15 protein-coding genes are annotated in these 12391 nt (G+C 67.4%); 8 read left to right on the top strand and 7 right to left on the bottom strand.

Annotation, left to right across the window (positions count from 1 at the left end; genetic code table 11):
• Positions 1 to 82: 82 nt before the first annotated feature.
• The 5 genes from EV649_RS15275 to EV649_RS15255 all read right to left on the bottom strand — a co-directional run bounded on the left by EV649_RS15275 (position 83) and on the right by EV649_RS15255 (position 4620).
• Positions 83 to 625: a DinB family protein gene (locus EV649_RS15275; RefSeq protein WP_130384104.1), complete on the bottom strand. Its 543-nt coding sequence runs from the start codon at positions 623 to 625 to the stop codon at positions 83 to 85.
• 46 nt (positions 626 to 671) lie between these two features.
• Positions 672 to 1841: a DNA recombination protein RmuC gene (locus EV649_RS15270; protein WP_130384103.1), complete on the bottom strand. Its 1170-nt coding sequence runs from the start codon at positions 1839 to 1841 to the stop codon at positions 672 to 674.
• Between the two features lie 46 nt (positions 1842 to 1887).
• Complete coding sequence (locus tag EV649_RS15265) at positions 1888 to 2886, bottom strand: methyltransferase (protein ID WP_130384102.1); 999 nt, start codon at positions 2884 to 2886, stop codon at positions 1888 to 1890.
• A gap of 30 nt (positions 2887 to 2916) precedes the next feature.
• Complete coding sequence (locus EV649_RS15260) at positions 2917 to 3684, bottom strand: polysaccharide deacetylase family protein (protein WP_130384101.1); 768 nt, start codon at positions 3682 to 3684, stop codon at positions 2917 to 2919.
• Between the two features lie 69 nt (positions 3685 to 3753).
• Positions 3754 to 4620 (bottom strand): DUF817 domain-containing protein, encoded by an 867-nt coding sequence (locus EV649_RS15255; RefSeq protein WP_241998232.1) that lies wholly within the window; start codon positions 4618 to 4620, stop codon positions 3754 to 3756.
• Positions 4621 to 4687: 67 nt separating this feature from the next.
• On the opposite strand from EV649_RS15255, the gene EV649_RS15250 reads away from it, so the two are divergent.
• The 4 genes from EV649_RS15250 to EV649_RS15235 all read left to right on the top strand — a co-directional run bounded on the left by EV649_RS15250 (position 4688) and on the right by EV649_RS15235 (position 7722).
• Positions 4688 to 5209 (top strand): GNAT family N-acetyltransferase, encoded by a 522-nt coding sequence (locus tag EV649_RS15250; RefSeq protein WP_130384100.1) that lies wholly within the window; start codon positions 4688 to 4690, stop codon positions 5207 to 5209.
• A gap of 43 nt (positions 5210 to 5252) precedes the next feature.
• Positions 5253 to 6329 carry a redox-regulated ATPase YchF gene (gene ychF / locus EV649_RS15245; RefSeq protein ID WP_130384099.1) on the top strand — a complete coding sequence of 359 codons (1077 nt, stop codon included), beginning with the start codon at positions 5253 to 5255 and terminating at the stop codon, positions 6327 to 6329.
• Positions 6330 to 6932: 603 nt separating this feature from the next.
• Positions 6933 to 7346, top strand: a complete 414-nt coding sequence (locus tag EV649_RS15240) for a pyridoxamine 5'-phosphate oxidase family protein (RefSeq protein WP_130384098.1) — start codon at positions 6933 to 6935, stop codon at positions 7344 to 7346.
• A gap of 31 nt (positions 7347 to 7377) precedes the next feature.
• Entirely contained in the window at positions 7378 to 7722 is a 345-nt protein-coding gene (locus tag EV649_RS15235) for a hypothetical protein (RefSeq protein WP_130384097.1), read from the top strand.
• 4 nt (positions 7723 to 7726) lie between these two features.
• Here the strand turns inward: EV649_RS15235 and EV649_RS15230 are convergent, their stop codons facing one another.
• Entirely contained in the window at positions 7727 to 7993 is a 267-nt protein-coding gene (locus EV649_RS15230) for a helix-turn-helix transcriptional regulator (protein WP_130384096.1), read from the bottom strand.
• 65 nt (positions 7994 to 8058) lie between these two features.
• Between EV649_RS15230 and map the strand changes: the two genes are divergently transcribed.
• Positions 8059 to 8835: a type I methionyl aminopeptidase gene (gene map / locus EV649_RS15225; RefSeq protein WP_130384095.1), complete on the top strand. Its 777-nt coding sequence runs from the start codon at positions 8059 to 8061 to the stop codon at positions 8833 to 8835.
• Here map and EV649_RS15220 read toward each other — a convergent pair.
• Entirely contained in the window at positions 8832 to 9773 is a 942-nt protein-coding gene (locus EV649_RS15220) for a WYL domain-containing protein (RefSeq protein WP_130384094.1), read from the bottom strand. The two genes, map and EV649_RS15220, sit on opposite strands and share 4 nt — an antisense overlap.
• Before the next feature lie 62 nt (positions 9774 to 9835).
• On the opposite strand from EV649_RS15220, the gene EV649_RS15215 reads away from it, so the two are divergent.
• From EV649_RS15215 to EV649_RS15205, 3 genes are read left to right on the top strand one after another with little or no spacing between them, the layout of a single operon-like run.
• Positions 9836 to 10804 carry an ATP-binding cassette domain-containing protein gene (locus EV649_RS15215; protein ID WP_241998230.1) on the top strand — a complete coding sequence of 323 codons (969 nt, stop codon included), beginning with the start codon at positions 9836 to 9838 and terminating at the stop codon, positions 10802 to 10804.
• Positions 10801 to 11556 carry an ABC-2 family transporter protein gene (locus tag EV649_RS15210; protein WP_130384093.1) on the top strand — a complete coding sequence of 252 codons (756 nt, stop codon included), beginning with the start codon at positions 10801 to 10803 and terminating at the stop codon, positions 11554 to 11556. Before EV649_RS15215 ends, EV649_RS15210 begins: the two co-directional genes overlap by 4 nt.
• On the top strand, positions 11553 to 12338 hold the full coding sequence (locus EV649_RS15205; protein WP_241998229.1) for an ABC-2 family transporter protein: 786 nt from the start codon (positions 11553 to 11555) through the stop codon (positions 12336 to 12338). The genes EV649_RS15210 and EV649_RS15205 overlap by 4 nt, the downstream gene beginning before the upstream one ends.
• Positions 12339 to 12391 lie beyond the last annotated feature (53 nt).

Below are 12391 nucleotides of genomic sequence, written 5' to 3'. Positions count from 1 at the left end.
CGTACGCCTGAGAGAGCGCTCTCATCGTTTCGCGAGAAGGACACCGACTGTCAACACCTCACTACTGTCGGCTTTCCGACAGCTACCGCGGTGCGTCTTCGCCGGTGAGACCGTCGATGGATTCGCGGATGAGGTCGGCATGGCCGGTGTGGCGGGCGTATTCCTCGATCAGGTCGACGAGGATGTGGCGCAGGTTGGGGGACTGGCCGGCACGGCTCTTCCATTGCGCTAGTTGGTCCACGCCGCCGTTAGCGAGCACCTCGGCGACCGTAGCGCGCGAGCGCTCGACGGCTGCCTGCCACAGCTGCATCAGTTCCTCGGGCGAATCGTCCGCCGCGCTGTGCCACTCCCAGTCGGGGTCCGCGTCCCAGTCGACCGCGTCCCAGGGCGCGCCGAGCTCCTTGCCAAGGAGCCGGCGGGTGAAGTACTCGTCCTCGACCAGCGCCAGGTGCTTGAGCAGCCCGCCGAGCGTCACGGTCGACGGCGGGTGCTGCTTGTTCAGGCCGGCCGAGTCCAGGCCGGCGCACTTCCAGGCGAAGGTCCGCCGGTTGCGCTCGAGCGCCCCCAGCAACGTGTCGGCCTCGGGCCCGGCGACCGGCGGTTCGGTGAGTGGTGCGTTGTCCATGGCAAGGACAGTAGCGAGGGTTCCGGACGATCACCTTCCGGAACATTCAGCCGGCCTGTGACGGGGGCCAGCGCCTCGTGGTCGGGGACTCGTCCAGGGCGACGAACTCGGGTGCCGTGAGCGGACGCACGGACGCTTCGATCGACTCCATCGCGGTCAGTTCGGACTCGGTGACATGGAGGTCGCGGAGCTTGCGTGCTGTGATGAAGACCCGGCGCTCGAACGACCCGACCGTCCCGTTGTAGGCCTCGACCGCCGACGTGAGCGAGCGCCCGACGCGGCCGAGGTGATCGCCCATCGTGCCGAGTCGCTCGTACAGCTCCCGGCCGAGCTCGAAGACCTGTTGCGCGGACTCGGTCAACGCCGACTGATTCCACGCGTACGCCGCTGCGCGCAACGTAGCGATCAGCGTGGTCGGCGTCGCGAGGATCACCCGGCGTTCAGCGGCGTACTCGAGCAGGGAAGGCTCGACGTCGAGCGCAGCCGACAGGAACGACTCGCCCGGCACGAAGAGGATGACGAACTCGGGCGACGGCGACAGCCGCGTCCAGTACGCCTTCGCCGCCAACTGATCCACATGGGTCCGCAGGTGCCGCGCGTGCGCCCGCAACCGGTCCTCGCGGACCTCCGCGTCGTCGGACTCGCTTGCATCGAGGAACGCGGCCAGCGGCACCTTCGAGTCGACGACGATATTCTTGCCCTCGGCAAGCCTCACCACGAGGTCCGGCCGCAGGATGCCGTCCTCGGCAACGGTCGTCGTCTGCTCGGTGAAGTCGCAGTGGGCAACCATTCCGGCGAGCTCGACGGTGCGACGCAGATGCAGCTCGCCCCACCGGCCACGCACCTGCGGCTTGCGCAACGCGGTCGACAACGAGGCAGTCTCGCGGCGCAACGCCTCGCCGCTCATCCGCACCTCGTTCACCTGCTGATGCAGCTGGCTCTGCCACGCCGCGCGGCCCTGCTCGAGCTGATTCAGCTGCGCGTGCAGGCGATCCAGCGCTTCCTTGACGACAGCCTGCCCGCCCATCTGCTGGCCGACGCTCGTCCGCTCCTGCGTCAGCTCGACCACCCGATCCTCGGCCGCATCCCGCTCGGCCGTGATCCGCGCCAACGCAGCACCGTCCCGTCCGCGCACCCACAGCACGCCGAACACAGCCCCCAGCAACAGCCCCACCACGAGGAAGAGCAGGATCAGCAACACCGTCGTACCGGTCATGTCACAGATAGTGCCGAACCCCACCGACAGTTTCTGCGAACCACGCCTAGGTCCGGGGTGCCGCCTCGAGGACGAACGTCGGGCCGGCGGTGGGAACCGTGGCCACGAGGTCGAGATCGGCTGCGGCGAGCAGAGCGCGATACTCGTCCGTCGTCCGCTCGCGGCCGCCGGTCATCACGAGCATGTTGAGGTCCGAGAACGCCGTACGCACGGGATCCGGCGACTCGTCCAGCAATTGCTCCACCAGCAGGAGACGGCCGTGGTCAGGCATCGACCTCCGGCACGTGCGCAGGATCTCGATCGACTCGGCGTCCGCCCAGTCGTGGATCACCGCCTTCAGCAGGTGCGCGTCACCTTCGGGCACAGCGTCGAAGAAGTTGCCGCCGACCACGAGACAACGGTCCGACAGGCCCGCTGCGGAGAGTTGGTCGTGTGCGCCCGCGACCACGTCAGGCTGGTCGAACAGCACGCCGCGAACCGATGGATACCGCGACAAGATGCCGATCAGCAGGCGGCCACGCCCGCCCCCGACGTCGACCAGCGTCCCGAACCGGCTGAAGTCGTAGGCGTCGACGACCGCGTCGGCCACCGTCTCCGACATGGAGGTCATGGCCGCGTCGAAGGCCGCTTGCTCCGCTGGATGCTTGGCGCGGTACTCCCACACCGCCTCGCCGTGGACTGCCGGGAACGCCGTCTCACCTGTCCGGATGCTGTCCTCCAAACCGGCGTACGCCTGCCAGTGGGAACCCGTGCCGATGAAGCGGGCCCAGCCCGCGACCGAGCGCGGTACGTCGGTCCGCAAGGCCGCACCGAGCTCGGTGTTGGTGTACTCGCCGTTGTCGGCGGCGTACAGCCCGAGCGCGGCCAGCGCGTGCATGAGGCGCGCCAACGCCCCGGCGTCCGTTCCGGTGGAATCGGCGAGCTGGGCGAGACTCTTCGGGCCTTCGGCGAGTACGTCGCTGATGCCGAGCCTGGCGGCGACATGCACCGCTTGAGAAACCTGGTACCCACTGGTCAGGCGGTGCAGCTCCCGGGAAGCATCCATGGCTCAGTGTGCTGCCTGGAGCGCCTGGCGTCAGCAGTTCATCGCGGGGAAGGTGTAGCCCTGGGCCTTCAGGAGCGGGAGGACCTTGTCGAGGGCGGCGACGGTCTGGGCACGGTTGCCGCCGCCGTCGTGCATCAGGATGATGTTGTGGTTGTGCGCGTGGGTGAGGATGTTGTGCACGATCGCGTTCGTGCCCGGGCGGGCCCAGTCGCGCGGGTCGACGTCCCACAGCACCTGGACCATGCCGGCTGCCTTGATGTCGGCGCGGACCTTCGGGTTCGAGGCGCCGTACGGCGGCCGGAAGCAGGTCGACTCGGGTCCGTCGAAGATCTCGTGGTGCCGCTTCGCCGGTGAGACCGCGGTCAGCTGCGGGTGCGTGATCGAGTGGCTGCCGATCGTGTGGCCGGCGGCAAGCACCTGCTCGCGCAGCCCGGGGTGCGCGGTCTGCATCGAGCCGAGCTCGAAGAACGTCGCGTGCGCACCGTACTTCTTCAGGATCTGCAGGACCTTCGGTGTCCAGACCGGGTCCGGCCCGTCGTCGAAACTGAGGAACAGCACCTTTTTGTTGCCGGAGGCAAATTCTGCGGTCGGGTTCGGCGCCGGCTTGCGCGGCGTCGACGGCGGTGCGTTCAGCGTCGGTGTCTCGGTGGGCGTCGGTGCCGGTGTCGTCGTGCTCTGCGTGGTGGCGGCGGCCGGTCGTGGTTGCCGTTCGTGCCCGAGCGCCAGGACCAGCAACGAACCGACGACGACGGCCAGCGCCACCCCGGTCGCGACGAACGCGGCGAACTTTCGGGACATGACTTTCCCCTTGCAGCTAAGGCGGTTCCCCAGCGCCCCCTCAGGCGCCCTCACACTTCTGAAGACGCCTTACCTCTCAGCTTGGTTGGCCTTGCCGTGTTGCGGTGATGTCTCGACTGTTGCGGTTCCGCCGCGGTGGTACAGCCGGCCCTCCAGCGACTTCACGCTCGCGACCAGCACGAAACTCATGCTCACCAGCAACGACCACGCGCCGAACTTCGCCGGATGCACGAGCCGCCACACACTCACCTGGTCCGGATAGTTCCACGCGTCGAGGAACGTGCCGAAGTTCTCCGCGATCCACAGGAAGAATCCGATCAACGCGAACGACAACGTCAGCGGCATCCGGTAGCGCCGTACGCCGACCGTGAAGAAGACCCAGGTACGGCGCAACACGACGAGCAGACCGAGCGCGATCGGGATCCGCAGGTCGGGGATCCACTGATGGGTGAAGAAGTTCGCGTAGATCAGCATCGCGAAGACCGTGGTCAGGATCGGCCGGTAGTTGCTCACCCGGAGGTCGAACCGGCGCCAGGCCTGACACAGGTAGCTGCCGACCGCGGCGTACATGAACCCGGCGAACAGCGGCACCCCGGCGAACTTCGTCACCGCGTCGCCCGGGTACTGCCACGAACCGACCCGGACCTTGAACAGTTCCAGCCCGAGCCCGACCAGGTGGAACCCGAAGATCACCGCGACCTCACGCCAGGTCTCCAGCCGCACCACCCAGAACAGCAGCGTCAGGCCGAGGCAGTAGATCAGCAGGGCGTCGTACCGCGCGATCGGCAGGTGGACGTACTTCGAGATCGCCAGACCCGCGAACAGGAACCCCGGGAACAGGCACGACACCACCTCCAGCCACCCGAAACGCAGGAATTGCAGGCATCCGAACACGAAGCGTGAGGGAATCCCGATCCGATCCGTCCAAGTGGTCACAGGATGGAGACGTTGCTTGCGATCGCCTGGTTCGGACATTTAGGAACAGCCTTGGGAGGTGGGGAGCATGGTGGTTTTCGAGACCGACCGGCTCGTGGTGCGTGACTGGGCGGACCCGGATGGCGACCGCGTCTTCGACATCTACCGGCGCTGGGAGGTGTCCCGCTGGCTGGGCGCGGAGCCCCGGGTGATGACCGATCGCGGTGCGGCGTCGAAGGCGATCATGCGGTGGAACGAGCGGAGCCGCGAGGCGCCGTACGGCGTCTGGGCCGTGGAGGAACGTGCCACCGGGACGATCGCGGGCACCGTACTCCTGGCCCCGCTGCCCGACCCGACGGACGGTACCGCGGGCCGCGGCGAGGTCGAGGTCGGCTGGCATTTCCATCCCGACGCGTGGGGCCGGGGCCTGGCGACCGAGTCGGCGCGGGGGGCGATCGAGCGCGGGTTCAAGGCCGGGATCGGGCAGATCTACGCGGTCGTCCGCCCGGACAACGTCGCGTCGCTGGCCGTCTGCAACCGCCTCGGCATGCGCCCGATCGGCCGCACCGCCCGCTGGTACGGCGCCGAACTCGACGCCTTCCTGATCTGACGGATTGGGGTACGGCGGGGGTACCCGCGTAACCTTGCCTCCCGTGGCACTCACCATCGGAATCGTCGGGCTCCCGAACGCGGGCAAGTCCACCCTGTTCAATGCGCTGACCAAGAACGACGTACTCGCCGCGAACTACCCGTTCGCGACCATCGAGCCGAATGTCGGAGTGGTCGGTGTCCCGGACCCGCGGCTGGGGAAGCTCGCCGAGCTGTTCAGCTCGCAGAAGGTGATTCCCGCCACCGTGCAGTTCGTCGACATCGCCGGCATCGTGCGCGGCGCGTCGGAGGGTGAGGGCCTGGGCAACAAGTTCCTCAGCCACATCCGCGAGTCGGACGCGATCTGCCAGGTCACCCGGGTGTTCCGCGACGACGACGTCACGCACGTCGACGGCAAGGTCTCGCCGGCCGACGACATCTCCACGATCCAGACCGAGCTGATCCTCGCCGACCTGCAGACCGTCGAGAAGGCGATCCCGCGGCTGGAGAAGGAAGCCCGGCTGAAGAAGGAGTCGGCGGTCGTCCTGGAGGCGGTGCGCGAGGCGCAGAAGCACCTCGAGGCGGGTACGCCGATCATCGCCACCGGCGTGGACCGGGACGCGATCCGCGAGCTGATGCTGATGACCGCCAAGCCGTACCTGTACGTCTTCAACTGCGACTCCGACGAGCTCGCCGACGAGGACCTCAAGCAGAAGATGCGGGACCTGGTCGCGCCGGCCGAGGCGATCTTCCTCGACGCGAAGTTCGAGGCCGAACTGGTCGAGCTCGGCGACGAGGACGAGGCCCGCGAGATGCTCGCCGAGATGGGCATCGACCAGCCCGGTCTCGACGTACTGGCGCGCGTCGGGTTCGACACGCTCGGGTTGCAGACGTACCTGACCGCCGGTCCCAAGGAGTCCCGCGCCTGGACCATCAAGCGCGGCGCCACCGCCCCCGAGGCCGCCGGTGTCATCCACACCGACTTCCAGCGCGGCTTCATCAAGGCCGAGATCGTCTCCTTCGACGACCTCATCGAAGCCGGCTCCATGAACGCCGCCCGCTCCGCCGGCAAGGTCCGCATGGAGGGCAAGGACTACACCATGCAAGACGGCGACGTAGTGGAATTCCGCTTCAACGTCTAAAGGACACCGCCTCCGGCGACGACTGCCATCTGGCGCCTCCGGCGCAGCAGGCTGGTTCGCGCACCCCGTCAGTCACGGCGGACCGCCAGCCCATCACAGCTGAATCCTTCCACCGTGTTGCACGCCTTGGACCACGGATGCCGGCCGATTGTGATGGCCTGGGCGTCCGGCAGCGCCGGGGTGTACCGATGGACGGGTAGTGGTTCGTCCAGCGGTGATCCGCGCCGCGTGCCGACGCAGTCGTTGGCCGACAGTTGGGAACTACTACCCGTTGGTCGGTACGCCGGACCTGCGCCACTGACCAACCGGGCTCTGGACATTCGGCCGACGCTCGATTCAGCGCGACGGACGTTCCGGACAGCGGCTTGGTCAGTGCTGGCGGTCCGCGGTCGGGCCGGAGCTGCCTGGCTCAGGAACTAGCCCACGTGACCGAAGTCAGGAGCGCTCGGCCACCTGCTGTCCGACGCTCTGTCCTCGTTCGTGGACAGAACCGTATGACGGACCAGGTTGTGGTCTCGGTCGAGATCGATGGACGGACGATCCGGTTCTGGAGGCAGAATTGATCGCCAGGTGGGAGTCTGACGGCATGGAGGAACGGACCCGATGAGGCGTGAAGAGTTCGTCGCGTTCGTGCGCATGGCGCGGCAGGGTGTTGTCGCGACTGTCGACGGCGGCGGCAACCCGGAAGCCGCGCTGGTCGGCCTCGCCGTCACAGACGAGGGCGACGTGCTGTTCGACTCGTACACCGCGACGCGCAAGGTCGACAACCTCCGTGCCAGCGCACGCGCCGCCCTGGTGGTCGGCTGGGACGACGGTGTGTCCGTTCAGGTCGAAGGATCGGCAGAGATCCTGTCAGGACCCGACCGGGATGCCTTCGGGCAGATCTATCTCGCCCAATTCCCGGGATCGCGCGCCCTCGCCGACGGTTTCTCGATCATCCGCGTCGTCCCAAACTGGCTCCGGTACTACGACACTCGCCCCAACCCAGCCCTCGTGACAGAAGGAAAGCCCTGGTAGGCCCGGTGGTGTTCGTTCGGAGGTTCCTCGGATGATGGAGACGGTGACCAACGACGCCGTGGGCTGGTCGCGCCTACGGACGATCGATATACCGATCCTGCGGAGCTTCGTGGTCCGCCACGAGCAGTCCGGGCAGACGGTGCGCCTGACCACCGAGTCGGTGGACGGCTGGTCACGGCTGGAGGTGACGTTCTTGGAGGTGGTCGACCTCCAGGTGTCCTGGCCCCCCTTCGTTCCCGCGCATTTGGATGTGATCTCCGTCAGGGACGTCGCTGCGGACCAGTTGGAGAACATCAGCTACCGCGTGGCGGAGGGAGAGGACTTCTTCGCTTTCTGGTGCAGCGGCTTCTTCGCCGTCGTGATCCGCGAAGATTGACGGTCTAGGAGACCAGTCTCTTCGGTTCGGTCTGGTTGACCTCGGTCCACAAGGTGTCGAGGGAGAGGCCGAGGACGTCGGCTATGGCGGCGATGGTGGGGAAGGCCGGGGTGGCTACGCGGCCGGACTCGATCTTGCGGAGGGTCTCGGGGGAGACGCCGGCGTCGAGGGCGGTCTGGAGCATCGAGCGATCGCCCCGGGCGCGGCGAAGTAGGGTGCCGAGGCGCTCGCCGCGCTCGACCTCCGCGGGGGTGAGCGGCAGCCGGACCATGATCCGATGATAGTACCGGGATAATATGGCCGGTATAGTTATTGGATGGACACGAGAGGCCGCGCATGATCGAGATCCTGGACCCCCGCCAACTGGCCCAAGCGAAAGAATCGGGCGCCCTGGTCGGTGGGATTCTGCAGACGCTGAAGAGCCGGACCTCGGTCGGCACGAACCTGCTGGACATCAACCAGTGGACGAAGGGCTTGATCGCCGAGGCCGGAGGGCAGTCCTGCTACGTCGATTACGAGGCGTCGTTCGGACGTGGGCCGTTCGGTCACTACATCTGTACGGCGGTCAACGACGCCGTACTGCACGGAAAGCCGTCCGACTACCAACTCGCCGACGGTGACCTGCTGACGCTTGATCTCGCCGTCTCCCTGGGAGGGATCGCGGCAGACGCGGCGATCAGCTTCATCGTGGGCGAATCCAAGGCCCCCGAGGACGTCGCGATGATCAGCACGACCGAACGTGCACTGGCCGAGGGGATCGCGGCCGCTGTTCCCGGGGCCCGAATCGGCGACATCTCGCGGGCGATCGGGACCGTGCTCGGCGCGGCCGGGTACCCGATCAACACCGAGTTCGGCGGTCACGGCATCGGCTCGACGATGCACCAGGACCCGCACGTCTCGAACACGGGCCGCCCCGGCCGCGGCTACAAACTCCGCCCCGGCCTGCTGCTCGCCCTCGAACCGTGGGTCATGCAGGACACCGCCGAACTCGTCACCGACGACGACGGCTGGACCCTCCGCAGCATCACCGGCTGCCGCACCGCCCACACCGAACACACCATCGCCATCACCGACAACGGCCCTGAAATCCTCACCCTCCCGAAGGTGCATTAGTGGGCGTTTGCGATTTCGTGGGCGGCGTTGTGGACGAGGGTGATTAGTTCGGGTGGGGCTATGACTTGGGCGGCGCCGGCCTGGGCCAGGACGGCGGCTTGGGCTTCGTGGGGGTTTTCGAGGTCGGTGTGGATGATCCACCAGTTGTCGTCGGCGGGGAGCATCGGGGCGGTCGGGCGGAAGCGGCGGATGGCGTGGTCGCGGACTTTCAGGACGATCGGGTACGACGGGCGCGAGGCCTGGAACTCGCGCTGGGACTGGGCCCAGTAGTCGGCCAGGTCGAAGTCGGCGGGTCGGGTGAAGATGTCGTTGGTGAGCTCGGCCGAGGTCAGGCGGGACAGGCGGTAGGTGCGGAGGCGACCGTCGGTGCGGGCGGCGACCAGGTACCAGGTGCGCGCCTTGGCGACCAGCCCGAGAGGCGAGATCGCGAACGTCCCACGCCGATCTCCGTCGGTGGCTTCGCCGTACGTGATTTCGAGGCGGCGTTCTTCCCAGAGGGCTTGGCGGCAGAGGTCCAGCCAGCGCGGGGTTTCGCGGCGGTCGTCCCAGCCGGCGTGGTCGATCAGGAGGCGTTGGCGGGCGTACTCGGCCTCGCGGCGCGTGCCTTCGGGAAGTGATGCGATCAGCTTGGTGACGGCGAGTTCGCTGGAGGCGTCGAGGCCGAGGTCGGCGAGCACGTGGGCGGTCGCGCCGACGAACACCGACATGACCTCCGACGGCGTCAGCCCGGTCAGCCGGCTGCGGTAGTCCGGCAGCAGCGTCCACCCACCGGCTCGCCCGCGGATTGAGTACACCGGGACGCCGGCAAGGCTCAATGCGTCCAGGTCGCGCTGGATCGTGCGCGGCGAGACATCGAGGGCGGCAGACAGTTGCGCGACCGTCGACTGACCGCGGGTCTGCAGGTGCAGCAGCAGTCGGAGGAGCCGTTCGGCACGCATCCTCCGACTATCTCAGGAAAACAAGCCAGAAGCTGGCGTCTTTTCCTGCAACGGTCGTCACCATGACTGCAGTCGAGGTGGAAAACCTCTCGATGTCCTACAAGGCTCCGGTTCGCAAAGGCGGGCTGCGGGCGGCGTTCGGTTCGCTGGTACGCCGCGAGTACAAAACCGTCCAGGCCCTCGACGAGGTGTCGTTCACGATCGCCCCGGGTGAGGTCGCGGGGTTCATCGGCCCGAACGGCGCCGGCAAGACCACGACGATGAAGATCCTCTCCGGGATCCTCCACCCGACCAGCGGCGCGGTCCAGGTCCTCGGCACAGTCCCCTGGCAACGCCGCTCCGCCTTTCTCAAGCGGATCGCGTTCGTTCGCGGCAGCCAACCGGTCGGCGGTTCACAGGAGCTGACCGTGATGGACTCCCTTGAGTACCAGCGCCTGCTGTACGACGTCCCGCGCACCACATTCCGCCGTACCCTGGCCGACCTCGAAGCGCTCCTCGAGCTCGAACCGCTGCTCGAGCGGCAACTCCGCGCACTCAGCCTCGGCGAGCGGATGCGGGTCGGGCTGGCGATGGCGCTGATCTACCACCCCGAGGTGCTGTTCCTCGACGAGCCAACGATCGGCCTCGACGTCACTGCCGCGAGCCAGATCCGCGAGTTCGTGCAGGAGTACGTCGAGCAGACCGGCGCGACCGTACTCCTGACCAGCCACTACATGGCCGACGTCGCGTCCCTGTGCCCGCGCCTGATCCTGATCGACAAGGGCAAGGTCCAGTACGACGGTCCGCTCGCGGAACTGTCCGCGCGCCTGTCGCCGTACAAGCTGATCCGGATCTCGACGCAAGGCGACCCTTCGTCGTTTGGTGAGGTGGTCGACAAGGCGGACGGGCGATGGGTTCTCCGGGTGCCGCGGGACGAGGTCGCAGGTACGACGGGCCGTTTGCTGCAGGCGTTGGAGGTCGTGGACCTCGCGGTGGAGGAGCCGCCGCTGGAGAAGGTCATCGACCAGGCGTACCGCGAGGGGCTGCGATGAGAACCGCAGTACTGCTGGGATTCCGGCTCCGTCAGGAGGTGCTGGAGTGGTCCGGCGCGTGGTGGTTCCTGCTGACGCTCGTGGTGCAGGCCGTGGTCGCACCGCTGATCGGGTTGTTCGTGTGGTCCGCGGTCTATCCGGACGATCCGGCGATCGCGCGGTACTACGTCGCGGTCATCCTGGTGACGCTGATGACCGAGTCGTTCGAGCAGCACACGTTTTCCGAACGGATCTACAACGGGACGCTCAGCCACGAACTGCTCCGCCCGCAGCCGGTGGTGGTCGGCGTGATCGGCATGAATCTCGCGATCCGGGCCTGGTTGACGTTGCTCGGGGCACCGATCGTGCTGCTCACCGGGATCGCGTTGCAGGTCGGGTTCGACTGGTGGGCGGTGGTGCGGAGTACGCCGTACCTCGTGCTGGCCGCGGTGCTCGTTTTCCTGTGGACGTTCCTGCTGTCGTTGACGGCGTTCTGGACGGATCGGGTGCATGCGGTGGTGGGGTTCGGGAGCCAGTTGGTGTTCCTGTTCGGCGGTACGGCGGCGCCGATCGGGTTGCTGCCGGACGGGTTGCGGCGGGTTGCGGAGGTGCTGCCGTTCTACGGGATGAGCGGTTTGCCGGCCGAGATCGCCGCCGGGACGCGGGGCGGTGGATTGCTCGTCTATCAGCTGATGTGGATTGTCGGGCTGGTTGGCGTGGTCATGGTCCTGTGGAGAGTTGGCATCCGTCGGTACACGGCGGTGGGCTCGTGAAGCTTCTTCGTTTGCTGGCGGCCGGCTTCTCGATGTCCCTGCGCCGGAGCGTGGCCTTCCGCGTCAACCTCGTCTTCGACGTGCTGCTCGCGTTCACAGGTCTGGGTACGGCGATTGCAGCCGTGCTGATCGTGTTCACCCGGGCCGACACGCTGGCGGGCTGGTCAAAGGCGGAGTTCCTGGTCCTGATCGGCACGTATCAGCTGATCACCGGCCTGCGGACGACGTTCATCGACCCGAACCTGTCGTGGTTCCCCGAGACCGGGATCCGCGAGGGGAAGCTGGACGGCTACTTGTTGCAGCCGGCTCCGAGTTTGTTCCTGTCCAGCCTGTCGTTGTCGTCGCCGCTGCAACTGATCCAGGTTGTCCTTGGGGTCGGCGTGCTGGCCTGGGGGATCGGGGTCGCTGATCGATCGCCGGGTGCTGCCGGGGTGATGAGTTGGTTGGTGCTGGTCATGGCGGGGACGGTGGTGACCTGGGCGTTGAGCGTGCTGCTGGCCTGCTTGGCGTTCTGGGCGCCGAAGCTGCAGTTGGACGTCTTCTACCACTCGGCCTGGCAACTCGGCCGCTACCCGACGGACGTCTTCGCCCGCCCGCTTCGCATCCTCCTCACCTACGTCTTCCCGATGGCGCTCATCGCAAGCGTCCCGTCAACCGCACTACTCCGCGGACCACAGCTCGGCGTGCTACTCGCCGCCGTCGGGGCGGCAGCCGGCGCAGCCGCGCTAGCGGCGCTAGCTTGGCGCGCGGGGTTGCGGCGGTACACCGGAGCGACCTCGTGAGGGTGTGCGCTAAGGACAGGAGGTGTGCCCGATTCGAGGGCGCCGCGGCGTCC

The sequence above is a fragment of the Kribbella sp. VKM Ac-2569 genome (genome assembly GCF_004216905.1).
GTDB lineage: Bacteria > Actinomycetota > Actinomycetes > Propionibacteriales > Kribbellaceae > Kribbella.
Note: the sequence above shows the minus strand (reverse complement) of the source record. Positions and strands in the feature narration are given on the sequence as shown.

Excerpts from the sequence above, each read along its gene's own strand:
- EV649_RS15275 (WP_130384104.1), bottom strand. The coding sequence starts at position 625 with ATGGACAACGCACCACTCACCGAACCGCCGGTCGCCGGGCCCGAGGCC.
- EV649_RS15270 (WP_130384103.1), bottom strand. The coding sequence starts at position 1,841 with ATGACCGGTACGACGGTGTTGCTGATCCTGCTCTTCCTCGTGGTGGGG.
- EV649_RS15265 (WP_130384102.1), bottom strand. The coding sequence starts at position 2,886 with ATGGATGCTTCCCGGGAGCTGCACCGCCTGACCAGTGGGTACCAGGTT.
- EV649_RS15260 (WP_130384101.1), bottom strand. The coding sequence starts at position 3,684 with ATGTCCCGAAAGTTCGCCGCGTTCGTCGCGACCGGGGTGGCGCTGGCC.
- EV649_RS15250 (WP_130384100.1), top strand. The coding sequence starts at position 4,688 with ATGGTGGTTTTCGAGACCGACCGGCTCGTGGTGCGTGACTGGGCGGAC.
- EV649_RS15240 (WP_130384098.1), top strand. The coding sequence starts at position 6,933 with ATGAGGCGTGAAGAGTTCGTCGCGTTCGTGCGCATGGCGCGGCAGGGT.
- EV649_RS15235 (WP_130384097.1), top strand. The coding sequence starts at position 7,378 with ATGATGGAGACGGTGACCAACGACGCCGTGGGCTGGTCGCGCCTACGG.
- EV649_RS15230 (WP_130384096.1), bottom strand. The coding sequence starts at position 7,993 with ATGGTCCGGCTGCCGCTCACCCCCGCGGAGGTCGAGCGCGGCGAGCGC.
- map (WP_130384095.1), top strand. The coding sequence starts at position 8,059 with ATGATCGAGATCCTGGACCCCCGCCAACTGGCCCAAGCGAAAGAATCG.
- EV649_RS15220 (WP_130384094.1), bottom strand. The coding sequence starts at position 9,773 with ATGCGTGCCGAACGGCTCCTCCGACTGCTGCTGCACCTGCAGACCCGC.
- EV649_RS15215 (WP_241998230.1), top strand. The coding sequence starts at position 9,836 with ATGACTGCAGTCGAGGTGGAAAACCTCTCGATGTCCTACAAGGCTCCG.
- EV649_RS15210 (WP_130384093.1), top strand. The coding sequence starts at position 10,801 with ATGAGAACCGCAGTACTGCTGGGATTCCGGCTCCGTCAGGAGGTGCTG.